Origin of the sequence: Streptomyces sp. NBC_00457 (genome assembly GCF_036014015.1) — a bacterium.
In the GTDB taxonomy this organism is placed as follows: domain Bacteria; phylum Actinomycetota; class Actinomycetes; order Streptomycetales; family Streptomycetaceae; genus Streptomyces.
The window spans coordinates 8,807,577-8,830,453 of sequence record NZ_CP107905.1 but is presented as its reverse complement, the minus strand read 5'-3'; the positions used below and the strand labels follow the sequence as shown (position 1 = coordinate 8,830,453).

Here is a 22,877-nt window from a genome sequence, read left to right as displayed (position 1 = left end):
TCCTTCATCGCTGCCGGTCAGGGGCGACAGGGACCGGCGGCACCCCTTCGGGCAGGGACCCACCGAGCGGGGTCCCTGCCACGCCACGTACGAGGCGACAGCCTACGAGGAAGTTCGTTGCCGTTGTAATGCAGCAACCTTGCGCATGCCCGCAAGATCATTGCGTCGATCGTGGATGGGTGAGCGTTCGTTGCACGGCGACTTTCGACCGTTGCGTACGGGGCGCTCAGAGGGCTTTCGCGAGGAACACGCAGGCGTCGGCCTGCTCCCGCCGTACGCCGTCGGCGTCCACGTAGGCCCAGCGGTCGACGTATGCCACCGTGGGCCGGTATCCGAGCCGGGCGTAGAGCGCCGCCGCACGCGGATTGCCGTCGTCGACGCCGAGCCCGATGACCCCGAGGCCACGCTCCCGTGCCAGCCGCTCGGCGGTGCGTACCAGCGTGGTTCCGATGCCCTGTGAGCGAAGCGGCTCAGGCCACACCAAGAGGCCGTTGATCTCCGGGCATCCCGGCAGGGCGGCCCTCACCTCCGGCGCCTCGCACCCGGTCCAGCGCACCTCCGCGTGGCCCACGGGCCTGCCGTCCAGCCACGGGATCAGATAGGTGCTGCCGCCCGCCTCCTGCCTGGCGAAGCGGGCCCCATGGTGGCCGTCGACGCTGTTCGACGGCATGAAGCGCTCCAGCACTTCGAGGTCCTCGGCCCTGCAGGCGGCGATCTCCATGCCCCGACGGTAGGACGCGCGCACGCGAACGGCCCCCGATTTTCTCCCGCCGGGCGAGCGGAGGTGCTGATCGCAGAGCGCCACGTCGGCGGGCCGGCAGACGGTGATCGCCATGCCTCCGGCGGTAAGGGCCCGGGCATGCGCTCGGCCCCCGATTTTCCCGACGGTGCGGGACAACGGGGGCCGTGCGGAAGGGACTTGGCTCAGTTCCAGCTGGCGTGCAGCGGCTTGCCCTCCGCGTAGCCCGCCGCGCTCTGGATGCCGAGGACGGCCTTCTCGGCGAACTCCTCCAGGGAGGCGGCGCCCGCGTACGTGCAGGACGACCGCACCCCCGCGATGATCGAGTCGATCAGGTCCTCGACGCCCGGGCGGGCCGGGTCGAGGAACATGCGGGAGGTGGAGATGCCCTCCTCGAACAGCGCCTTGCGGGCCCGGTCGTACGCCGATTCGTCGGACGTCCGGTTGGCCACGGCCCGCGCGGACGCCATGCCGAACGACTCCTTGTAGAGCCGGCCGTCGGCATCCTGCTGGAGGTCGCCCGGCGACTCGTACGTGCCCGCGAACCAGGACCCGACCATCACGTTGGACGCACCGGCGGCCAGCGCCATGGCGACATCGCGAGGGTGCCGGACACCGCCGTCGGCCCAGACGTGCTTGCCGTGCTTCTTCGCCTCGGCCGCGCACTCCAGGACCGCGGAGAACTGCGGCCGGCCGACCCCGGTCATCATGCGGGTGGTGCACATCGCACCCGGTCCGACACCGACCTTGACGATGTCGGCGCCGGCCTCCACGAGGTCCCTCACACCGTCCGCGGACACGACGTTCCCCGCGACGATCGGGACCTGCGGGTCGAGGGCGCGGACCAGCCTGAGCGCGCTGATCATCGACTCCTGATGGCCGTGCGCCGTGTCGATGACCAGCGTGTCGACGCCCGCGTCGAGCAGCTGCTTGGCCTTGCCCGCGACATCGCCGTTGATCCCGACGGCGGCGGCGATCCGCAGCCTGCCCTGCGCGTCGACGGCCGGCGTGTAGAGCGTGGCGCGCAGCGCGCCCTTGCGGGTGAGGATGCCGGCGAGCCGGCCGTCGCTGTCGACCGCGGGGGCGTACCGCCGGTTGTGGTGGTCGAGGGTGTTGAAGGCCTCGCGCGGGTCCATGTCGGCGTCGAGCAGCAGCAGGTCCCGGGACATGACGATCTCGAGCTGCGTGAAGCGGTCCACTCCGGACAGGTCCGCGTCGGTGACCACACCGACCGGCCGCTGTTCCTCGTCCACGACGACACCGGCGTTGTGCGCCCGCTTCTGCAGCAGGGCCAGCGCGTCGGCGACGGTCTGGTGCGGGGCCAGCACGATCGGGGTGTCGAGGACGAGATGGCGGCTCTTCACCCAGGAGACGACCTCGGTGACCACGTCGATCGGGATGTCCTGCGGGATGACCACGAGGCCGCCGCGCCGGGCCATCGTCTCGGCCATCCGGCGACCCGCGATCGCGGTCATGTTGGCGACGACCAGCGGGATCGTGGTGCCGGTGCCGTCCGGGGAGCTGAGGTCCACATCCTGCCGCGAACCGACCGCGCTGCGGTTCGGCACCATGAAAACGTCGTCGTACGTCAGGTCGTAGGGAACCGGAGCTGACTCCACGGGCCGTCCCGTACCGGGCTCAAGGAAACGCATAAGTCTCACATTTTCACGCGAAACGGCGCAGGTCACTCCCACAAGGACACAGCAAAACGCCCCCGCGTTCGTGTGATCCTCCATGAGGTACGGGGGCTCCGGTGTCAGGCAGTGGAACCTGCCTTACCCCGAGAGCTTACCCGAACGCACAGACGACGCCTTGGTGCTGTTCGGACCGTTGACGACCCCACAGCCTCATGGCAACGTTTCCATCACTCAGCCCCGGCATCGAATGGAGACGTTTCCATGCGCAGGTATCCCTCCCGCCGGGCGCTGGTCGGCTCCGGCCTGACGGCCGTGGCCGCGATGGCGGCCGGACCCACCGCGAGCGCGGCCGCCGCCGACGGCGACAAGGCGGCGGACGACGCCGAGCACCGGTCCCGTGCGCTGTCCCGCGCCAGAGCCGCCTATGCCGCCCTGGAGAGACACTTCGACACGAAGGACGGCTCCGGACTGGTCCGTGAGCAGTATCCGGCGGCCCCGGGCGACCACCCGTACTCCTACGAATGGCCCTTCTCCCAGGTGCACATCGCCGCCCTGGATCTCGCGGCGGTGGACCCGGCGTACGAGTCGGAACTGACCGTCCGCGCGAAGGCCCAGGAGCACTACTGGAACGCCGGCGGAGGCACGACCGGGCTGCCCGGATACGACTCCTACCCCCGCGCCCCGTACGGCTCGGGCGGCGACATCTTCTACGACGACAACGAATGGGTCGGCCTGGCAAAGATCCAGCGCCACCTGCAGACCGGCGACACCGCCGCGCTGGCCCGCGCGAAGGAGATCTTCGCGCTCGTCAGGTCCGGCTGGGACACCGACGCCTCCCACGCCGCACCCGGTGGCGTCTTCTGGACCCAGGCGACCTGGAGCCACGACCGCAACACCGTCTCCAACATGCCCGGCGCCCAACTCGCCCTACGCCTCCACCTGATCACCGGCGAGCGCGGCTACCTGGACTGGGCGCGGCGGTTCTACGACTGGACGAACACCCATCTGCTGAGCCCCGGCGGACTGTACTGGGACCACCTCGACCTCAAGGGCACGATCGAGAAGACGATCTGGTCGTACAACCAGGGCGTACCGATCGGCGTCAACGTCCTGCTCCACCGGGCGACCCGCGACCGCGTCTACCTGCGCCGGGCCGAGCGGATCGCCGAGGCCGCTTACGCCTACTACGTCACACAGGGACGGCTGTTCAGTCAGCCGGTGTTCTTCAACTCGATCTTCTTCAAGAACCTGCTGCTCCTGGAGTCGGTGTCCGGGGACGGCAGATACCACCGCGCGATGGCCGACTACGCCGACCAGGTGTGGTCCACCATGCGCGATCCCGCAACCGGGCTCGTGCACTTCAACTCGTCCGGCGGCACGGAGGCGATCCAGCAGGCGGCCTTCGCGCAGCTCTACGCAGTGCTCGCGTGGCCCCGCGCCCTCTGGCCGACGCTCTACTGAGGCTGCGACCGGGGCGGGGGGCCCAGCTCCCCCGTGCCGCGGGCGATGAGCCGCACCGGCAGCACGGTCCTGCGGTAGGGGGTACTCACGCCGTTGATGCGGTCGATGAGCAGATGGGCGGCGTGGCGGCCGAGTTCCTCGGTGTCGGAGGTCACCACGGTGACCGGGGTCGGGAGCATGTCGGCCAGCTTGAAGTCGTCGAACCCCACCACCGCGACGGGCGCCCGAAGTCGCTGGCTCGCCCGCAGGACACCCTCGGTGAGGAAGCCCGTGGTCGAGAAGATCGCCGTCGGCGGTCGCGCCGACGTCAGCAGGGCGTGGGTGGCGGCGGAGGCGTCGTCCGTGGTGCCGCGCCGCAAGGTGACGACCAGGTCTTCGTCGACGGGGATGCCGCTGCGCCGCAGGGCCTTGCGGTAGCCGCGCAGCCGGCGCCCGGTCGTGTAGTACGAGGGCGCGACAAGGATCGCGATCCGGCGGTGGCCGTGGTCGATGAGGTGCTGGGTCGCCGCCGCTCCCCCGCCTTCGTTGTCGACCACGACGACGTCGGCCTCGGCGCCGGTGGCGGGCCGGTCGACGAAGACGATGGGCACCTGGTCGTGGGCGTTGACCTCGTCGAGAAAGGCGTGGTCGCCCTGGTCCGGCACGATGATGAGCCCGGCGACCCGCCGTCCGATGAGCTCGCCCACCGCGCGGCGCTCGACCTCGGGATCCTCGTCGGCGGTGCTGAGCAGCACGGCGTATCCGGCCCGGTTCGCCACATCGACGGCCGCCTTGGCCAGGGACGCGTAGAAGGGGTTGGTCAGGTCACCGAGCAGCAGTCCGACGGTCATGGAGGTCTGGCCGGGGCGGAGCGACCGCGCGATCTCGTTGCGCTGGTACCCGATGGCGTTGATGGCCGCGTTGACCCGCTCGGCCGTCTCCTCACGGACCGTTCCGATGCCGTTGACGACGCGCGACACGGTGACGACGGCGACTCCGGCCCGCTCCGCGACATCGCGCATCGTCGGCCTGGTGTTCTGGCGCTGCGTGGAACGACTGCTCACGTGGGGCGGAGACCAACTTTCATCGCCGGGGCGGCCGGGGAACGGCCCTCAGGATACGTTTCCGGGCCCGGGCGCATGCCCCGGTCAGCAGGGACGACCGGGGCTTTGCGTCCGCACGGGCAGGGCGCCAGTGCCCCAACAGGCAACGTTCGCCCCGTCGCGACGCCCGGCACGCTCCCCCAGCCTTCGGCCGGGGCGACCCCCACTCGCCGCACCGGCCGAAAGCCCAAGTACATCCGGTCCATCGACGGGGCCTTCCGGCCGGCACGCCGAGAGCACGCACCGGACGCCGCTCCTTGACGGGCAAACGTTGCCTGCCGGGGCACTAGCCGTTGTTCTTGATCACATCATTGATCTTGTCGGTCATGGTCTGCAGTTCGGACAGCGGCTTCTTGCCCTGGACGATGTCCGGCCAGTACGCCGTGATCACGTCGCCGGCCTGGCTGGCCCACGGGGTGGTGAAGCGCACGCCCATGGTCAACGGGGCCTCCAGGTCCGTCTTGACGGTGGACGCCACGGTCGTCAGCCCGGCCTTGTCCAGGGCGTCGAAGTACGCGTCCTGGGCGCCGGTGTAGGCGGGCACGGCCACGGGCGAGTCCGGGAGCACCTTGGTCCACACGGTGGAGTTGAGGTACGAGAGGACTTTGAAGGTGGCGTCCGCGTTCTTGGTGTACGACGGGGTGCAGATGCCCACCGCGTCGTAGAGGGTGGCCGCCTTGTCGACCTGGGGCAGGGGCGCGAAGCCGTACTTGATCTTCGGCTTGTCGGTGAGGAACCCGGCGGCCAGCCACTGACCGCTCCACAGCATCGGGATCTCTCCCGAGGCGAAAAGGGACTGCTGGCTGGAGGTGTCGTAGCCGGGAGGCGCCACGGCACCGCTCTTGATACCGGCGGCGAGTTTGCCGACGCCCTCGGTGAAGGTCGCGTCGGCGGTCACCTTCGTGGGCTGGTGGACGCTGTCGGTGAAGGGCGCGCCACCGGCGGACATGGAGTAGAGGCTGAGGCTGAAGGGCGCGTCCAGAGCCGTCATGGCGTCGGCGACCAGGCCGTACTTGGCGCCCTGCTTGTGCAGCTTGTCGGCGGCCGCGTACATGTCGTCCCAGGTCCAGCCGGCGGCCGGCAAGGGTACTCCGGCCGCCTTGAAGGCGTCGATGTCGTACCAGATGCCGTAGGTGTTCATCAGGGAGGGGACGCCGCCGATCTTTCCGTCGGCTGTCTTCCAGTTCTTCATCGCGGTGGCGTCGAAGCTGCCGGCCGTGAAATCACCGGAGCCTGACAGCTTGGACGACCAGTCGGTGAGCAGGCCCTGGCCGGTGTACTGCAGTTCGGTGTCGTTGCCGCACCAGAACAGATCGGGCAGCTTCTGGGCCTGGGTGAGGGAGGCGAGCTTGTCCCCGTAGTTGCCGTTGGGGGTGTCGATGCGCTTGACCGTGATGTCGGGGTCCTTGAAGCCGGCCAGGGCTTTGTCGATGAGCTTGTTGGTCGCGTTCGACTCCCAGGTCATCACGGTGACCGTGGTCTTCCCCCCGGACTCGCTTCCCGAGGAGCCGCCGCAGGCGGCCGTGGCCAGCAGTCCGCCTGCCACCAGCAGGGCTCCGGCGATGTGCGCTGTTCGTTTCAACATGGCCTCCGGGTACGTGGTTCGGGTCGGCGGACCTCGGTGGGGTCAGCGCTGGTTGACGGTGCCCAGTGCGCTCAGGCCTTGGATGAAGTAGCGCTGGGCCACGAAGAACACGGCCAGTGGGGGGAGCATGTAGAGCAGGTTCGCGGCCATGTAGAGGTTCCAGTTGGGGGTCTGGCCGGCGAACTGGCCGACGAAGGAGGCCATACCGACGCTCAGCGGCCACTTCTCGGACGAGTACAGGTAGATGAGCGGATTCAGGTAGTCGTTCCACGAGAACTGGAAGGCCAGGATGGCCATGGTGATCCAGGCCGGCCGGGTGATGGGCAGCATGACGCTGAAGAAGATCCGGATGTGCCCGGCGCCGTCCACCTTGGCGGCCTCGTCGATGGAGTGGGGCACGGACAGGAAGTACTGGCGGGCGAGGAAGATGAAGAGCGGATTGCCGCCGAGGAAGGCCGGCACGATCAGCGGCAGCCAGGTGTCGTACCAGCCGATATCCTTGAAGAGCTGGAACAGCGGGATGATGCCCACCACCGGGGGGAGCATCATGCTGCCGACGAAGGCGTAGAACCAGAGCCTGCGGCCCGGGAAGCGGAGCCGGGCCAGGGCGTATCCCGCCATCATCGAGGTCATGACGCCGCCGAGCACCGACAGGCCGGTGATGACAAGGGAGTTGAACAGCAGGCGGGGGAAGTGGATCGCCTTCGGCCCCTCGATGAAGTTCTCGAAGTGGAACTCGTCGGGCAGCAGCCGGGGCGGGACCTGGAAGACCGCCGACTGGCCCTTCAGCGCGATGGTGAGCATCCACAGGATGGGCAGGACCATCACCGACGAGATCAGCAGCGCGATGGCGTACCAGGACGCGGTCCGTACGACCTTCCGGGGCGGCCGGGGTGCGTCGGCGGCGGGGGTCGGGCGCGGGGACGGCGCCGGCTCCGACGCCGTCGCGACATCAGGAGTCGTGGTCACTGTAGGTCCAAATCGACGAGAAGCGGGCGGTGGCGGCGATCACGACGACGATGGCCAGGAAGAGCACCCAGACCTGGGCGGAGGCGTAGCCGAAGTCGGCGACCCGGCCGAGCGTGGGGAAGCCGTTGTTGTAGATCGACAGCATCAGGACCCTGGTGCTGAAGCCGGGCCCGCCGAGGCCGTCCGGCGAGAGGATCTTCGGCTGGTTGAAGGTCTGCAGGGCGGTCACCATCTGCAGCACGACCTGCAGCACCATGATCGGGCTGATCAGCGGCAGAGTGATCCGGAAGAACACGGTCCCGGGCCCGGCGCCGTCGAGGCGGGCCGCCTCATAGAGCTCGGTGGGCACCGCCTGGAGCGCGGCAAGGAAGATGATCATTGTGGAGCCGACACTCCACAGCATGACGATCACGATCGACGGGATCGCCGAGCCCGTACCGGACAGCCACTCGCTGGTCGGGAGATGAAGCCACGTCAGCACCTGGTTGGCCAGGCCGACCTGCGGGTTGAAGACGAACTTCCACAGCGTGATCGTGGCGACCACCGGCAGCACCACCGGAAGGTAGACCAGGGTGCGCAGGAGGCGGACGCCCCGGATACGCCGGTTGCAGAACACCGCCAGCGCCAGCCCGATGGCCAGTGACAGCGGTACGTACAGGACGACCAGCAGCAGGGTGGCCCGCACCGACGGCCAGAACGACGGGTCCGTGGTGAACATCCGGCGGAAGTTGTCGAGGCCGACGAAGGTCGGGGCGGTCAGGCCGTTGTACCGCGTCAGCGCGAAGTAGGCCGACCGGATCAGCGGGTAGACGACGAAGACCGTGAAGCCGATGAGAGCCGGCGCCATGAACGCGTAGGCGGCCCGGGTGTCCGACCCGAGTTTCCCTCGCCGGCGCCACGGGCTGCGCGGTGACGGACGTGGGGGTGGGTGCGGCTGCCGGTCCGGGATGGCTGTCACACGCGCTCACCTTCTCCTCATCTTCTCCGAGGAGTTGACGAGAACGCAGACCGGGGCGGGCCCGACCGTCTGGCGGTCTCCAGCTCCTTCAAGGTAACGTTTCCATTTCCTGTTGATCACACGGTGGCGCACGCCACAGAGGGAGTCAAGAGGCGCGATGGTAACGTTTCCCGGATCAACATCCGGAACAGTGTGGGCGGTTCCGGAGTCGCTGAGGACGCTCGGACGACGGCTGGCCACCGAACTCCGGGGCAGCCCGGCGGCGGACATCGTCGAGAGTTGCCTGACCAACACCTGGACCACATCGATGAGTTGGGGCACTGAGCCATCTCAGGTCCCGGAGGTCTTCGTCAGAACCGGAGACATCCCGGCGATGTGGCTGCGCGACAGCACGGCCCAGGTGCGCCCCTACCTCGCCCTGGCCACGGATCCGGCGGTCGGCGACGTGCTGGCCGGCGTGTCCCGCCGCCAGATCCGCTGCGTCCTGCAGGACCCGTACGCCAACGCCTTCAACGACGGACCCACCGGCGCGCACGGCGAACCCGGTGACCGGCCCGCACCGGGCGCATGGGTGTGGGAGCGCAAGTACGAACTCGACTCCCTCTGCGCGCCGTTGCAGCTGGCGTACGCGATCCGGCGGGCGAGCGGTCGTGAGGACCACCTCGACGACGCCTTCCACCGCGCCGCCTGGACGATCGTACGGATGTGGCGGGCGGAGCAGTCCCACGCGGATTCGCCCTACCGGTTCATCCGGCCGTCCGGTCCCTTCGCCGGTGACAGCCTTCCCCAGGAGGGCCGCGGAGCCGGCGTCCGGCGGAACGGCATGACCTGGTCGGGCTTCAGGCCGAGCGACGATCGCTGTCGGCACGGCTACCTCGTCCCTGCCAACGCGCTGGCGTCCGCGACCCTGCACGGGCTGGCCGAACTGGCCTCGTCCGCCCTCCGTGACACGGAACTGGCCCAGGAATCCCGCACGCTGGCCGCCGAGATCGACGCCGGAATCCTGGCGGACGCGGTGGTCGAAGCAGACGGCACAGCCGTCCTCGCCTACGAGGTGGACGGCCTCGGCGCGGTGCTGCTCGGCGACGACGCCAACCTCCCCAGCCTGCTGAGTCTTCCCCTGAGCGGCTGGTGCACTGCGGAGGACCCGCTCTATCAGGCCACCCGCACTCTGGTGCTCTCCCCGTCGAACCCGTCCTTCTTCAGCGGCCGTCACGCGTCAGGCGTCGGCAGTGCGCACACTCCGGACGGTCACGTCTGGCCGCTGGCGCTCGCCACCGCGGGCCTGACCGGCGACGAGAACGCCGCGGCACAGGCCCTGGAGACACTGGCGGCCACGACGGCCGGCACCGGCCTGATGCACGAGAGCTTCCATGTCGACGACCCCGGCCGCTACACCCGGGACTGGTTCGGCTGGGCCAACGCCATGTTCTGCGAACTCGCCCTCGACCTGTGCGGGGGCGGCGTACGGGAACTGTTCCCCGTCCACCTGCGGACGCTGCCCACCGCCCCCACCGCGGCCGGCGGGCCCGCCTGACCAGCGCCGTCACCGTCCCCACACCGAGGAGCCCGCCGTGCTGCGCCTGCCCGACGCCGTCCACGTCATGACCGACGACACCCGTCCGCACACGGCGATGTCGGCCACCGAAGGCGTCTGGACGGTGCGCGGCACCCGGGTCACCGCCGAGCGGGCGGCCGGCGGACTGCGGGTGCGGGCCCGCGCGGGCGCCGAGGGCCTGTCGCGGATCGTGCTGCGCTGGAGGCACAGCACGCCCGCCGACGCGCGGATCCTGGGAGACGCCTGGGAACGCGGCTACGGCGATCTTCAGTGGCGCACTCTGCAGCCGGAGCGCGCGCTGCCCTGGTACGTCCTGATCACCGACGCATCCGGGGAAGCGACGACCGGGTGGGGCGTACGGACCGGAGCCGGCGCCCTGTGCTCCTGGACGGTCGACGAGGGTGGCGTCACCCTCTGGTCGGATGTCCGCAGCGGCGGCCTGCCGGTCCTGCCGGGTGAGCGTGTGCTGGACGTGGCCACCGTGGTGACCGCCGCGGCCCCGACCCCGTTCGCCGCGCACGAGGCGCTCTGCACCGTCATGAGCCCGGACCCACTGCCCTCCACCGGCCCCGTCGTCGGCAGCAACAACTGGTACTACGCCTACGGCCGCGGCTTCGGCCCGGACGCGGTGCTGCGCGACGCCCGGACGGTCGTGGAGTACGCCGACGGGCATACGATCCGTCCGTACTGCGTGATCGACGACGGCTGGACCGAGGGCGGCGGATCCGCGCCCGGCGGCCCCTGGGACACCGGGCTGCCAGGCGTGTTCGACGACATGGCGGACATGGCCGCCCGGATCTCCGAGACCGGCGCCCGGCCCGGCCTGTGGTTCCGGCCGCTGCTCTCCCGGACCGAGACCGCCGCCGTCCGGCCCGGCATGCTGAGGGACGCCGGTTTCCCCCTCGACCCTTCCCTGGACGTCGCGCTGGAGACGGTCGCCGAGGACGTGACCCGGTTCCGGCAGTGGGGGTACGAACTGATCAAGCACGACTTCTCGACGTACGACGTGTTCGGCCGGTTCGCCGCCGGCGCCCCCGCCGAACTCGCCTCACCGGGCTGGTCGTTGGCCGACCGGTCCGTCACGAGCGCCGAGATCCTGGTCCGCCTGTATCGCACGATCAACGAGGCCGCGGGGGACACGGTGGTGATCGGCTGCAACACGGTCGGCCATCTGTCCGCGGGTCTGGTGCGGGTACACCGGTCCGGCGACGACACATCGGGCCGCAACTGGGAGCGGACCCGGCGCATGGGCGTGAACACCCTTGCCTTCCGGCTGGCCCAGCACAACAGGTTCTTCACCGTGGACGCGGACTGCGTGCCCTGCACTCCGCGGACGGACTGGAGTCTCAACCGGCAGTTCCTCGACCTGGTGGCGCGTTCCGGCACGGCTCTGTTCGTCTCGGTGGACCCCGCCGCACGCACCGACCGCACGGACACCGACCTGGCCGCGGCCATCAGACTCGCGCTGGACGGCGGGACACCGGGTGGCGTGGAACCGCTCGACTGGCTGTCCACCACGGCTCCGCGCCGCTGGCGGGCCGGCGCGAAGACCCTCGTCTACGACTGGGCCGAACCCTGGGGAGCGACACCTCTGGCGGTCTGAGCGGTGACCGTCCGGAACCCACGCCGGCTCAGGAGGATCCGCCGAGAGCCAGCGCCACGGTCAGCGCCGGCGCCGTGTCGGCCGCCTGTCCGAACACCTCCCGCGCGGTCTCCCACTCGCCCGGACGCGCGGCGGCGTACGGCTGCCAGTTCCGTACGACGACGAGCAGCCCCTGTTCCACGGCGCCGTCGGGCCAGACGGTGTGGTCGGAGAGCGAGTCGGCCAGCGCGTCCCAGTTGCGGCCGAACCAGTCGGGCAACGACAGGGCACGGGCGCAGCGGTCCATCAGGCCGCCCTTGTCCGTGACCCCGTCGAGGTCCAGCGTGACCACGACTTCCGTCATCTCAGTACCGCCCTGAACGTTCGTAGTGATCACCGGTGTGGTGGTCATTGTGTCGCAGGCCCGGCAGCGCGTCGCCACCGCCCGGCCCCGGCCTGTACGCTGCCGAGCGCCATCGTGTGAAGGGGAGCCCATGGACGTCGGCGCTGTGCAGTCCCAGCGGCAGTTCCACATCCACCAGCGGGTGACCATGATGGTCAACCGCTACGAGATCTTCGCCGACGACGGCGCCGGCGGGCCCGGCGCGAAGGTCGCCTTCGTCGAGCAGAAGCGCATGAAGTTCAAGGAAGAGGTCACCCTCTACACCGACGAGTCGAAGCAGTCCGTCTTCGCCGGCTTTAAGGCCCGCAAGGTCGTCGATCTCGCCAGCGCCTACGACGTCACCGGCGCTGGACAGCCGATAGGCGTGTTCGGCAAGAAGTTCGGGAAGTCGCTGCTGCGCTCGACCTGGACCCTCGACCAGCCGGGACTGCCTGCCCTGACCGTTCAGGAGCGCAACGCCGCCCTGGCCGTCTTCCGGCGCGTGTGGGGGCTGCTGCCGTTCATCGGCGACCTGCCCTTCATCTGGAAGTACCACTTCGACTTCGTCGACACGGACGGCCGGAACGTGGGCTTCTTCGAGAAGAAGACCCGCTTCCGTGACCACTATGTCCTCCGGATCGAGGACGACCGGTTCGACCGGCGCCTGATGCTCGCGCAGGCGGTGGCCCTGGACGCGCTGCAGTCGCGCTGACACCGGGCAGGCGCCTCAGCGCACCGCCTTCTGCACGAGTGCGGCGATCGTCTTCTCGTGGGCGGGGGTCAATTCCGTCACGGCGAAGGCGGTCGGCCACATCGTGCCGTCGTCGAGCGTGGCCGAGTCGTCGAAGCCGAGCGTCAGATAGCGGGACTTGAACTTGGCCGCGGCCTGCACGAAGCAGACCACCTTGCCGTTCCTGGCGTACGCGGGCATCCCGTACCAGAGTTTCGGCATCAGCTCGGGTGCGTTCTCCTTGATGAGGGCGTGCAGCCGCTCGGCGATCACGCGGTCCGCTTCCGGCATCTCGGCGATCTTCTCGAGCACGGCGGCCTCCGCGTCGGCCTTGGTCTTGCGCTTCCCGCCGCGCACGGCCTTGAGCTCCTGAGCGTGTTCCTTCATCGCGGCCCGCTCTTCGTCCGTGAAGCCGTCGTACGACGTGGCGGCCGTGCTCTTGGCGGACTTCTCTGCGTTCGGCATGACAGGCATCCTTCTGCGCGATCGGCTGGGAACACCCTCGATGCTAGGAAGCCGCGGCGGCGTCGGCTTCTTGAAAACTGACCGATGCTGCCACGGCTCTCCCGTCACGCCCTGCTCTGAAGGACCGTCAGGGCCCGTCGGGGTCCGCCCGGTTGAGCGCGGGCCGCGGCGTCGAGCCCGTCGTCATCAGGTGGTCGGCCGCGGACGTGTCCGTCACCAGGCTCGTGACGAGCCCCGACCGCAGCACCGCGTCGATCGCGCCCGCCTTCCGCGCTCCGCCGGCGATCGCGACGACCTCGGGGATACGGCGGAGCTGGTCGGCCTTGACCGTGATGCACCGCTCGCCCAGGTCCCGTCCGACTCGTCGGCCCTCGGAGTCGAAGAGGTGCGCGGACGTCTCGGCGGCGACACCGAGGGACGAGTAGTGCGCCCGCTCCTCGTCGCTGAGCATGTCGTACACCGTCGAGATGCCCGGCTCCCAGGAGCCGATGGAGACACAGGCGACCGTGACCTTGTCGAAGTACTCGAAGGCCCGCGCGATCCCGGTCTGGTTGCGCAGCGCCGCCGCGGTGGCCACGTCCGGCAGCAGCATGGGCGCGTAGATGGGGTGGGCGTCGCCGCCCGACACCTGGGCGGCCCGCCGCACAGCCTCCACCGAACCACGCTCGGCGGTCCCGGCGTCGTACACGCCCGTCAACTGCACCACGGTGCACGGCGGCAGCCGGTCGAGGGCCGCGGCCATGTGGATGGTGGAGCGGCCCCAGGCCAGACCGAGCACATCGCCCTCGTTGACGAGTTCGCCGAGCAGGTCGGCGGCCACCTCACCGAGGTTCTCGGGATCGGGCGAGTCCTCGGCCTCGGCCGGGGACTCGACCACGACGGCATGCCTGAGGCCGTAGCGGGCGCGCAGCGCGTCGGAGCGCTCGGCGTCCAGTTCGGCCGGGACGCGGATCTCGATCCGTACGAGATCCCGTTCGAGAGCGGTCTCCAGGACCCGGGCCACCTTGAAGCGGCTGACGCCGAACTCCTCGGCGATCTGGATCTTGGATTTGCCCTCGAGGTAGAAGCGGCGGGCCATGGCCGCCGCCTGCACCAGCTCAGCGGGTCCCATCCGCATGGCTGACCGGCCCGCCGACATTGCCGACACGGCGCTCTCCTCACTGCTGTTCACACTCTGGATTCGCTGTTCATCCTTGCAGATCCGGCCCACTTGATCCGCCCGGAAGGGCGCCGTTCACGTTCCCTTGGCTCAGTGGTCGCACGCCCAGGACGCGACGGCCGTGGCCGCCTGAGCCTGGGTGCGCAATGCACGTACCGCGTCGGCCGGATCGGCGGCCCCGTACACCGCCGAACCCGCCACGAAGACATCGGCCCCGGCCTCCGCGCACCGCTCGATCGTGGCCGCCGAGACTCCACCGTCGACCTGGAGCCACAGCTCCAGGCCGTGCTTGCTGATCAACTCGCGGGTGCGGCGAATCTTCGGAAGCATGATGTCGAGGAACGCCTGGCCACCGAAGCCCGGCTCGACCGTCATGATCAGCAGCATGTCGAGTTCGGGGAGCAGATCCTCGTACGGCTCGATGGGCGTCGCCGGCTTGAGCGCCATGGAGGCACGGGCACCCTTGGCCCGGATCTCCCGGGCCAGCCGCACCGGAGCGGAGGCCGCCTCGATATGGAACGTGACGGAACCGGCACCCGCTTCGACGTACTGAGGCGCCCACCGATCAGGGTCCTCGATCATCAGATGGCAGTCCAGCGGGGTGTCCGTCGCACGGGCCAACGACTCTACGACCGGCACGCCGAGCGTGAGGTTCGGAACGAAATGGTTGTCCATGACGTCGACGTGGAGCCAGTCGGCCCCGTCGACCGCCTTCGACTCCTCGGCGAGCCGGGCGAAGTCGGCGGACAGGATGCTGGGGTTGATCTGCACGGCCATGACCCAAGCCTCCCATGTCCAGGCACGAATGTTCGCCTCGGTCCGTACCTAAGACGTTCATCGGATGTTCCGCGAGGGCCGGGCGTGCCATGCTGGGCCGCCCACCGGCTCCACGGGCGGCTGCGGGGGTGGCCATGACGGGGACCAGTTCCGAGACGAAGTCCGAGATCACGACGGGCACCAAGGGCATCGCACACCTGGTGTGCGGACGCCGCGCCAAGTGGGTCGTGCTCGTGCTGTGGCTGGCGGTGCTCTTTCTGACGGCGCCCTTCGCGCAGAAGCTCACCGACGCCCAGGACAACGACGCGGCCTCCTGGCTGCCCGGGTCCGCCGAATCGACCCAAGTCCTGGAGATCTCCGAGGACTTCAGGCCCGAGACGATCCCGGCGATCGTCATCTACGCCCGCGAGAGCGGCCTGACCGCGCAGGACCGGGCGCAGATCACCGAGGACGTGCGGGAGCTCAAGCAGCTCACCGACCACGGCATCCGGGGCGCCGAGACCCGTGGCCCGACCTTCGACCGCGAGACCGACCCGAGGGCCGCCCAGATCTACGTCCCGATCACCATGGACGAGAAGGGCTGGGAGCGCATCGCGCCCGCGGTCGACGCGATCCGGGAAGACGTCGGGGAGGGCGGCGACGGGCTCGCCGTGCACATCACCGGCCCGGGCGGCACCTCCGCCGACTTCTCCGAGGCCTTCGAGGGCATCGACTCGACGCTGCTGGTGTCCGCGATGGGCGTCGTCATCATCATGCTGCTGCTGACGTACCGCAGCCCCTCCCTTCTGCTGATCCCGCTGCTCTCCGTGATCGCCGCCCTGTTCACGGCACAGGCCCTGATCTACTTCCTCGCCGAGAACGCGGGCCTGACGGTGAACGGCCAGAGCGCCGGCATCCTCACCGTGCTCGTCTTCGGCGCGGGGACGGACTATGCCCTGCTCCTGGTCGCCCGCTACCGGGAAGAACTGCGCCGCCACGAGGACCGGCACGAGGCGATGGCCCTGGCTCTGCACCGCGCCGGGCCCGCGGTGATCGCGTCCGGCGCCACGGTCGTGCTGAGCATGCTGGTGCTGCTGGCCGCCGAGATGAACTCGACCCGCGGCCTCGGCCCGGTCGCCGCGATCGGCGTCGCCGTGGCGCTGCTGGCGATGATGTCGCTGTTCCCGGCCCTGCTGGTGATCTTCGGCCGCTGGATCTTCTGGCCGGTGATCCCGCACCACGGCTCCCCCGACCCGACCGAGCGGGGCGTCTGGGCCCGTATGGGACGCCGTATGGCCCACCGTCCACGCATGATCTGGGGCGTGACCGCGCTGATCCTGGCGGTCTGCTCGCTCGGCCTGATCCAGCTGCGCGCCGAGGGCATCAGCAACGCGGACGCGTTCACCGGCACCCCGGACTCGATCACCGGCCAGGAGGTCTCGGAGCGCTACTTCCCGGCGGGCAGCGGCGATCCGCTCGTCATCGTCAGCAACCAGGCGCAGGCCCAGCAGGTGGGCCAGGCGGTCGCCGCGACCGAGGGCGTCGTCCCCGAGTCGCTGGGCCTGCCACCGGGGACGAAACCGTCGTTCGAGGGCAAGGTCCTCTTCGAGGCCACGATGACCGACCCGGCCGACAGCGAGGCCGCGAAACAGACGGTCGAACGGGTCCGCGACGCCGTGCACGCGGTGCCGGACGCCGACGCCCAGGTGGGCGGCGGTACGGCGGCCCTGCTGGACATGGACGAGGCGACCACGCACGACAACATCCTGATCATCCCGCTGGTGCTGGTGGTCGTGCTGCTGATCCTCTGTGTCCTGCTCCGCGCCCTGATCGCCCCGCTGCTGCTGATCGGGACGGTGATCCTGTCGTTCGCGGCGGCCCTCGGCATCAGCGCCCTGGCCTTCCGGCACGTCTTCGACTACGCGGGCGAGTCGACGGACTTCCCGCTGTTCGTCTTCGTCTTCCTGGTGGCCCTGGGCATCGACTACAACATCTTCCTGACCACCCGCATCCGCGAGGAGGCGGCCCGCCAGGGCACCCGAGCGGGCGTGATCACGGGCCTGGCGGCAACCGGCGCGGTCATCACCTCCGCCGGCCTGGTCCTGGCCGGCACCTTCGCCGCCCTCGGCACGCTCCCGATGGTCGCCTTCGCGGAGATCGGCTTCACGGTCGCCCTCGGCGTCCTGCTGGACACGTTCATCGTCCGCTCGATCCTGGTCACGTCCCTCTTCCTGGACGTGGGCCCGAAGGTCTGGTGGCCGCACCGGCTGGCGAAGGAGGACGGACAGGCCATGGCCGGCGAACCCGCTGTAGGACCTGATTCGGAACGGCCAATTCCGCGGGGGTGACCTGGGCTTTGCCGGTTGTCTCACTTAGTGGCCACGGCCTCTGTCTCACGATCTTGGCCATTGAGCGCTGCACCAAACGGGACTAGGGGCTGTCTTCAGTTGCGATCAATTGGTTTCAGGGTTGACCGCCACCGACCTCGACTCCGCCGTCCGCAACGAGGTCGGCTGAACTCCCGCCGACACACCGGCAGGCCGACGGGATGGCCGCCGACACCGTGAACGTTCGCGGTCACGGCATTGGGAACTCGGCACGGCAGGCACTTGAACCGCAGTGGCGTCGGGACAGAACATGTACGCCACAAGAAGGCGTCGGAACGTCGGACACGAGGTGGATCACCGGAGATGAACAGCACTGGCTCGGTGACCGACCTGGCGCCCGGGGCGTTCGCCGTCGATTCCAGGGTCCCGGGTGTGGCACCGCGAGGATTCGATGCCTTCCGTCGTGAATGGCAGACGCAGATCGGCGATGTCTTCCCCCTGCCGGCCTTCAGCCCGGCCACGATCGCCGACTTCCGGCTCAAGGGATCCGTCGCCCGGGTGCGCGATGTGGTGATCGCTGATCTCCACATGGCGTCGGCCACCCGGATCGCGGACCCCGCGGGCGGCGATCGGGACCTGGTGGAGATCCACGTATTGCGGCGCGGCGCATGGACGTTGGGCGGCCTGCCCGATCGCGACGAGCACACCGTATCGACCGGGCAGTTCCTGTTCCGGCACTTCGGGCGGCAGATGCCCTTCGAGACGGCGCCGCACACCACTGCGCAGTTCCTTTTCCTGCCCTCCGCGACGCTCAGATCCCTGCTCGGGAACCGGACTGTCATCGGGCCGGCGGACTCGGCCGAGATGCGCCTGCTGACGGCCCACACGAACATGATCCTTAAGACGGCCACCGACCTCGGCCCAGCCGGCGTGCACGCCGCCCACAGCACCCTGATCGAACTGGCCAAGGCCGTGGCGGTGCGCCGCTTCGACGACGTGGAACCACAGTTGGCTCCCGCACTCACCCGGGCCGCGAAGGACCTCGCCGACAGCCATCTCGCCCATCCCGAGCTGTCCCCGACGATGCTGGCACGCGAGCTCAACGTCTCTGTACGCACCCTGCAGCGGGCATTCGCCACGGTAGGAGAGTCGGTGATCGCCTACATCCGCCACCGGCGGCTGGAAGAAGCCCGGCTCGCCCTCACATCGCCGCCCGGCCGGTGGAGCATCTCGGAACTCGCCGCCCACTGGCACTTCGCCGACAGCAGCCACTTCATCCGCGCCTTCAAGAAACACTACGGTCAAACGCCCGCCGAATATGCCCGCTCGACCGGATCGGCCGCACGCTGAACGGACCTGAAGCAGGGCCTGACGCATGAACTGACCGCTCGGCAGAGCTCTGGAGAACTCACGGGATGCCGCACTGAGGCGCTTGAGTCTCCAGCCGCCGGAGGGTTCAGGATCTTACTCATGGACGACGAACGCCCCCACTTGCTCACCATTGGCCGGCTCGCGCACCGCACCGGACTTCCGGTACGTACCCTGCGCTTCTGGTCGGACGAGGGGGCGGTGCCGCCTGTGGCCCGCTCCGCGGGCGGCTACCGGTTGTACGACGCCGAGTCCGTGGCCCGCGTCGAGCTGGTCCGCACCCTGCGGGAGCTGGGCCTCGGGCTCGACGATGTGTGCCGCGTCCTGAGCGGCCGCACCACGGTCGCCGAGGTCGCCGACGCGCATGTGGCCGCGCTCAACGCGCAGATCCGCTCACTCAAGGTGAGCCGGGCCGTCCTGTCCACCGTGGCGAAACGGGGTTCGACCGTTGAGGAGACAGCACTGATGAACCGGTTGGCGCGGCTTTCCGCCGCCGAGCGCAAGCAGATCATCGACGAGTTCAAGGAGGAGGTGTTCGGCGGCCTCGACGACCCCCGCCTGCGCGACCGCATACACACCTTCAGCATCGAATTGCCCGACGATCCCACACCTGAGCAGGTCGACGCCTGGATCGAACTGGCCGAACTGGTGCGGGACCCCGATTTCCGCGCCCGGTTGCGCACATGGATGGAGCTCAACACGCCCGTACCGGGGCAGAGCCGTCCCCCCGGGGCGGCCATCTGGTGGGCCAGGCAGATCGTGCAGACCGTCGCGGAGGTCAGAAAAGGCGGGGTCGCTCCCGAGGGGCCGACAGCGGCCGAGGTGCTGTCCGAGCTGTTCGGTGACGCCGATCGGGCCGCCGTGCTGCGCAGCCTGGAAGCCGGGATCGAGGCAGGAGCGGAGCACTACCGCAGGCTCGTCGCCCGTGTGCGCGGGCAGGATTCGTCGCCCGACGCGACCGAGGAGCTGGAATGGCTGGCGCGGGCCCTGCGCGCCGCGGATCAGACCTGACCTGGTGCTCGGCCTCGGCAGGGGGCAGGCCGCCCACCTCGCGGCGCCGCTCGACCGGGACGAGCTGATCGCCTACGGGCCGCGGCTGTCCGACAGGACATCCAGGCCGACGTCACCGCGAGACCCTTCGGATCGCTCAGCATCCTCGTGTTTCACCCGAACCCACGGATGCATTGGCCTGACGCACACCGGTGGACCCGTGGGTTCGCGCTGAAGGACCTCCGGTTTCCCGGTGGTGATGTTTAGCTGGCGTCTTGGCCCGGGGCACGATTGTGACCTCGATCGAGCGGACCGCGTACCCCGCGGTTCAAGCGGCTGATCACCGCGCACGAGCATCTGCTGGCCGTGCTGCTGAAGCTGTGTCAGCGCATGGGGTACTTCCCGACGCTGGAGGACGGGGGCGGAAGGGCTTCGGTCCGTCACGGTGCCCCGTGCCGGATCACACCCGGGCACGGGGTCGCGGCCGTGAACGTCGCCACGCACCGCAGCCGTCGCAGCGAGGACGTATGCGTCGGGGAGGTCCGGACCGTTCCGGCCCTCCCCCAGGTGTGTCGGTGGTGGGGTGTCAGGGTGTGCCGAGGTACGTGGTGGCCTGGACGTCGTGCAGGTGTATGAGGATGTCGTGGGCCTTGCCGAATGCGGCCGTGTATTCCACGGGGTCGGGCCATCCGGCGCCGATGTTCCAGGTGCCACGCTCCTTGTCCAGCCACTCGCGCACCGGCTCGGGGGCCTTGCGCATGTCGAGGATGTAGTCGTCCCGGCGGGCCTTGTCCAGGGTCTGTTCGTTGGAGCCCGGCTTCGCGCCGTCCACGTGGTAGCTGCGCATCACGTTGTCGTCGGTGCCGAACGCGATGAAGGAACCCTCGTAGAACGAGAAGCCGATACTGGCGTAGCGGCTGCCCAGTGCGTCGCGGAGAAAGGAGCCCTGAGTCTTGGGGTACCGCTTGTCGAACGAGTCGTAGGACACGTGGGTGTTGTGGGCCGACAAAAGAATCTTGTTCCCGGTGTACTGGTGCCACCACTCCACGTTCTCGGCCATCACCTGGTCGCGGAGCTTCATCATCTGCGCGATTTGATCCTCGTCGCCGATGTCGAAGGCCAGGCCCCTGGCCATCTGGTGGATGGCCAGGGCGTGCTGTGTCATCCACCGATGGTTCTGCTTGTCACCAGGGCCGGGGCGCTGTGCGCGCAGGAGCTCGTAGACCTTCCGGGTCCGCTCCGCCCGCTCCTGGCGCTCGGCGAGCGGCAGCTTGTAGTACTCCTCGGCGAAGGTGCCGGCGTCGGTTGTCGGGGCCAGACCGCGGTACAACTCGGTCGCCTGCTTCAGCAGTTGCGGGTACTCGTGGGATACGTAGTCGATGACCCGTGCGTACAGTTCCGGGCCGGCATAGCCCATGTCGTTGCCCATGAAACGCACCGGGTCGCCGGGGTGGTGGAGGTTGTAGTCCCGCATCCACCCGATGAGGTCGATGTAGTCCTGGTTGTTCCAGATCCGGTAGGAACCCTGGAACTCCTCACGGGCGATGTCCTTGAGGTTGCCCTTGCCCTGCACCACGTACTCGTCGATCCGCACACCGCTGCTCCAGGGGAGTTCCAGGCTGAAGGTCCGGAATCCTTTCTCCTCGACCAGATAGCGGAAGACCCGGTGCTTCATGCGGAAGAAGTCCCGCGAACCGTGAGTGGCCTCGCCCAGTCCCACCACCTCGGTGCCCTTGAGCATGCGGCCCAGCGCGTCGAGGTCCCGCAGACTGCCCGTGGGGTTCGTGGTCCGCAGGGGGTGGGAGCTGCGGTCGATGCCGGCCACCACACTCTCGCCGCTCTGCCAGGAGGCAGATGCCTTCGATGCCGGGGCCGGTGAACCGTGCGCCGTGGCGCCCATGGCAGGCGTGGCGACCGTCAGCGCGCTGAGGGAGAGGAGGACCGAGGGGATGATTACTGCCTTGCGTCGCGTCATGCGTACAGATTTCCGTGCGCACAGGGTCCGTCACCAACCCTTGTGCTGCCCATCTCCAAGTACCGCAGGCACTACCCCGGGACCGTCTGCCGGGCGGCATGGCGCGGCGACGTGAACTTACCGATCCCTCCCGGGTGTACAGGTACGCAACAAGGGGAGCGTCCGCCGCTGCCGCCAGCCTGTCAGGTGCGCCCGGCGGGTCGGGGCGGGGCAGACAGGAAGGGGAGCAGCTCGCGGGCGAAGGCATCGGGTCGTTCCTCGGGCACGAAGTGGCCACTGCCCTCAATCACCGCGCCGGTCAGGTGCGGCGCTGCTGTGTCCAGGCTGTCGGCGAGTCGGGCGCCGGAGCTGTGCTCGCCGCCGACGGCGAGTACGGGAATGGGAAGGGTTCCCCCGGTTTCGTGCCAGGCCCGGTTGACGCGGCCGTCGTCAAGGAGGGTGCGGTAGTGCGCGAAGCCGGCGTGCAGTGCCTCGTATCCGCGGTAGGAGGAGGCGATGGTGTCGACATCTTCCGGCGGGAAGGTTCCGGGTACCGCGGACAACCAGTCGAACCACCAGGTGAGGAAGTCGCTTTCCCGGCCTTCGAGGAGCAGCTCGGGCAGTTCTTCGGTCATGAAGAGGCCGAAGTGGAACAGACCGCCGGAGGCCACGTCCATCGCCTGCTCCAAGCCGAAGCCGGGGAGGGCGAGTTCGACGAGGACGAGGCGTTCGACTTCCTCGGGATGGCGGCGGGCGTAGGCGAAGGCCACCATGCCACCGATGTCGTGCCCGACGATGCGCACGCCGCCGTGGATGCCGAGCTGTGCGAGGAGTTCGCGCATGTCCTCTGCTTGTGTGTCCTTGTCGTATCCGCTCAGGGGACGGTCGGAGGCACCCATGCCGCGCAGGTCGGGTACGACGACGCGGTAACCGTGCGCGGCGAGGGCCGGCATGAGGTGTCGCCAGGCTCGCCACGTCTGGGGCCAGCCGTGCAGAAGGAGTACGGGTGCACCGGACCCGCCGACCACGGCATGCAGCCGGGTGCCGTTCGCCGTGACGGTGATGCTTTCGAATCCGTCGGGGAGGGGTGTTTCGTCGCTCATGGGATCACCTGGGGTCGGAGAGGAAGACCAGGACTTTCTGGTCGCGGGGGCCGGTGAAGTCGGCGGACAGCC

At 69.2% G+C, this 22,877-nt stretch carries 19 protein-coding genes and 1 pseudogene; 8 read left to right on the top strand and 12 right to left on the bottom strand.

The genetic code is table 11. From position 1 onward, the window contains the following. Nucleotides 1-226 precede the first annotated feature (226 nt). Nucleotides 227-721: a GNAT family N-acetyltransferase gene (locus OG828_RS40380; RefSeq protein WP_328503944.1), complete on the bottom strand. Its 495-nt coding sequence runs from the start codon at nt 719-721 to the stop codon at nt 227-229. A 203-nt stretch (nt 722-924) separates the two neighbouring features. Continuing rightward, nucleotides 925-2,391, bottom strand: a complete 1,467-nt coding sequence (locus OG828_RS40375) for a GuaB1 family IMP dehydrogenase-related protein (protein WP_210580279.1) — start codon at nt 2,389-2,391, stop codon at nt 925-927. 246 nt (nt 2,392-2,637) lie between these two features. Between OG828_RS40375 and OG828_RS40370 the strand changes: the two genes are divergently transcribed. After that, entirely contained in the window at nt 2,638-3,837 is a 1,200-nt protein-coding gene (locus OG828_RS40370; protein WP_328503943.1) for a glycoside hydrolase family 76 protein, read from the top strand. On the opposite strand, the gene OG828_RS40365 is transcribed toward OG828_RS40370, so the two are convergent. From OG828_RS40365 to OG828_RS40350, 4 genes are all read right to left on the bottom strand, one after another. Continuing rightward, nucleotides 3,831-4,880, bottom strand: a complete 1,050-nt coding sequence (locus tag OG828_RS40365; protein ID WP_328503942.1) for a LacI family DNA-binding transcriptional regulator — start codon at nt 4,878-4,880, stop codon at nt 3,831-3,833. The two genes, OG828_RS40370 and OG828_RS40365, sit on opposite strands and share 7 nt — an antisense overlap. A 325-nt stretch (nt 4,881-5,205) precedes the next feature. Continuing rightward, nucleotides 5,206-6,504 carry an ABC transporter substrate-binding protein gene (locus OG828_RS40360; protein WP_328368277.1) on the bottom strand — a complete coding sequence of 433 codons (1,299 nt, stop codon included), beginning with the start codon at nt 6,502-6,504 and terminating at the stop codon, nt 5,206-5,208. Nucleotides 6,505-6,546: 42 nt separating this feature from the next. Then, on the bottom strand, nt 6,547-7,473 hold the full coding sequence (locus OG828_RS40355; protein ID WP_328503941.1) for a carbohydrate ABC transporter permease: 927 nt from the start codon (nt 7,471-7,473) through the stop codon (nt 6,547-6,549). Next, the gene (locus OG828_RS40350) at nt 7,457-8,431 is read right to left on the bottom strand and encodes a carbohydrate ABC transporter permease (RefSeq protein ID WP_328368274.1); all 975 of its coding nucleotides are present in this window, start codon (nt 8,429-8,431) and stop codon (nt 7,457-7,459) included. Before OG828_RS40350 ends, OG828_RS40355 begins: the two co-directional genes overlap by 17 nt. A gap of 190 nt (nt 8,432-8,621) precedes the next feature. On the opposite strand from OG828_RS40350, the gene OG828_RS40345 reads away from it, so the two are divergent. Continuing rightward, the gene (locus OG828_RS40345; RefSeq protein WP_328503940.1) at nt 8,622-9,968 is read left to right on the top strand and encodes a glycoside hydrolase family 125 protein; all 1,347 of its coding nucleotides are present in this window, start codon (nt 8,622-8,624) and stop codon (nt 9,966-9,968) included. Nucleotides 9,969-10,005: 37 nt separating this feature from the next. After that, on the top strand, nt 10,006-11,592 hold the full coding sequence (locus tag OG828_RS40340) for a hypothetical protein (RefSeq protein WP_328503939.1): 1,587 nt from the start codon (nt 10,006-10,008) through the stop codon (nt 11,590-11,592). Nucleotides 11,593-11,620: 28 nt separating this feature from the next. Here the strand turns inward: OG828_RS40340 and OG828_RS40335 are convergent, their stop codons facing one another. Beyond that, a complete protein-coding gene (locus tag OG828_RS40335; protein WP_328368270.1) occupies nt 11,621-11,935 on the bottom strand; it encodes a barstar family protein in 315 nt (104 codons plus the stop codon). Nucleotides 11,936-12,065: 130 nt separating this feature from the next. Between OG828_RS40335 and OG828_RS40330 the strand changes: the two genes are divergently transcribed. Then, the gene (locus OG828_RS40330; RefSeq protein WP_328503938.1) at nt 12,066-12,665 is read left to right on the top strand and encodes a hypothetical protein; all 600 of its coding nucleotides are present in this window, start codon (nt 12,066-12,068) and stop codon (nt 12,663-12,665) included. Between the two features lie 15 nt (nt 12,666-12,680). Here the strand turns inward: OG828_RS40330 and OG828_RS40325 are convergent, their stop codons facing one another. The 3 genes from OG828_RS40325 to rpe form a co-directional block, all read right to left on the bottom strand. Further along, nucleotides 12,681-13,148 carry an iron chaperone gene (locus OG828_RS40325; protein ID WP_328441574.1) on the bottom strand — a complete coding sequence of 156 codons (468 nt, stop codon included), beginning with the start codon at nt 13,146-13,148 and terminating at the stop codon, nt 12,681-12,683. A 127-nt stretch (nt 13,149-13,275) separates the two neighbouring features. Then, entirely contained in the window at nt 13,276-14,319 is a 1,044-nt protein-coding gene (locus OG828_RS40320) for a sugar-binding transcriptional regulator (RefSeq protein ID WP_210580296.1), read from the bottom strand. 78 nt (nt 14,320-14,397) lie between these two features. Then, on the bottom strand, nt 14,398-15,084 hold the full coding sequence (gene rpe / locus OG828_RS40315; RefSeq protein ID WP_210580298.1) for a ribulose-phosphate 3-epimerase: 687 nt from the start codon (nt 15,082-15,084) through the stop codon (nt 14,398-14,400). Between the two features lie 134 nt (nt 15,085-15,218). Here rpe and OG828_RS40310 point away from each other — a divergent pair, with 134 nt between their 5' ends. The 4 genes and pseudogenes from OG828_RS40310 to OG828_RS49685 all read left to right on the top strand — a co-directional run. Beyond that, nucleotides 15,219-17,411, top strand: coding sequence for an MMPL family transporter (locus tag OG828_RS40310; RefSeq protein ID WP_328441573.1), 2,193 nt, complete (start codon nt 15,219-15,221; stop codon nt 17,409-17,411). Nucleotides 17,412-17,771: 360 nt separating this feature from the next. Continuing rightward, nucleotides 17,772-18,740, top strand: a complete 969-nt coding sequence (locus OG828_RS40305; RefSeq protein WP_328503937.1) for a helix-turn-helix domain-containing protein — start codon at nt 17,772-17,774, stop codon at nt 18,738-18,740. A gap of 120 nt (nt 18,741-18,860) precedes the next feature. Further along, nucleotides 18,861-19,769, top strand: a complete 909-nt coding sequence (locus tag OG828_RS40300; protein ID WP_328503936.1) for a helix-turn-helix domain-containing protein — start codon at nt 18,861-18,863, stop codon at nt 19,767-19,769. A gap of 1 nt (nt 19,770) precedes the next feature. Next, a pseudogene (locus tag OG828_RS49685) lies at nt 19,771-19,863 on the top strand (YciI family protein); the annotation flags it as partial. A gap of 471 nt (nt 19,864-20,334) precedes the next feature. Here the strand turns inward: OG828_RS49685 and OG828_RS40295 are convergent. Together OG828_RS40295 and OG828_RS40290 are read right to left on the bottom strand one after the other, a co-directional pair. Beyond that, nucleotides 20,335-21,723, bottom strand: coding sequence for an erythromycin esterase family protein (locus OG828_RS40295; RefSeq protein WP_328503935.1), 1,389 nt, complete (start codon nt 21,721-21,723; stop codon nt 20,335-20,337). A 182-nt stretch (nt 21,724-21,905) separates the two neighbouring features. Then, complete coding sequence (locus OG828_RS40290; RefSeq protein WP_328503934.1) at nt 21,906-22,805, bottom strand: alpha/beta fold hydrolase; 900 nt, start codon at nt 22,803-22,805, stop codon at nt 21,906-21,908. Nucleotides 22,806-22,877: the final 72 nt, after the last annotated feature.

Excerpts from the sequence above, each read along its gene's own strand:
- OG828_RS40380 (WP_328503944.1), bottom strand. The coding sequence starts at position 721 with ATGGAGATCGCCGCCTGCAGGGCCGAGGACCTCGAAGTGCTGGAGCGC.
- OG828_RS40375 (WP_210580279.1), bottom strand. The coding sequence starts at position 2,391 with ATGCGTTTCCTTGAGCCCGGTACGGGACGGCCCGTGGAGTCAGCTCCG.
- OG828_RS40370 (WP_328503943.1), top strand. The coding sequence starts at position 2,638 with ATGCGCAGGTATCCCTCCCGCCGGGCGCTGGTCGGCTCCGGCCTGACG.
- OG828_RS40360 (WP_328368277.1), bottom strand. The coding sequence starts at position 6,504 with ATGTTGAAACGAACAGCGCACATCGCCGGAGCCCTGCTGGTGGCAGGC.
- OG828_RS40335 (WP_328368270.1), bottom strand. The coding sequence starts at position 11,935 with ATGACGGAAGTCGTGGTCACGCTGGACCTCGACGGGGTCACGGACAAG.
- OG828_RS40330 (WP_328503938.1), top strand. The coding sequence starts at position 12,066 with ATGGACGTCGGCGCTGTGCAGTCCCAGCGGCAGTTCCACATCCACCAG.
- OG828_RS40325 (WP_328441574.1), bottom strand. The coding sequence starts at position 13,148 with ATGCCGAACGCAGAGAAGTCCGCCAAGAGCACGGCCGCCACGTCGTAC.
- rpe (WP_210580298.1), bottom strand. The coding sequence starts at position 15,084 with ATGGCCGTGCAGATCAACCCCAGCATCCTGTCCGCCGACTTCGCCCGG.
- OG828_RS40310 (WP_328441573.1), top strand. The coding sequence starts at position 15,219 with ATGACGGGGACCAGTTCCGAGACGAAGTCCGAGATCACGACGGGCACC.
- OG828_RS40300 (WP_328503936.1), top strand. The coding sequence starts at position 18,861 with ATGGACGACGAACGCCCCCACTTGCTCACCATTGGCCGGCTCGCGCAC.
- OG828_RS40295 (WP_328503935.1), bottom strand. The coding sequence starts at position 21,723 with ATGACGCGACGCAAGGCAGTAATCATCCCCTCGGTCCTCCTCTCCCTC.
- OG828_RS40290 (WP_328503934.1), bottom strand. The coding sequence starts at position 22,805 with ATGAGCGACGAAACACCCCTCCCCGACGGATTCGAAAGCATCACCGTC.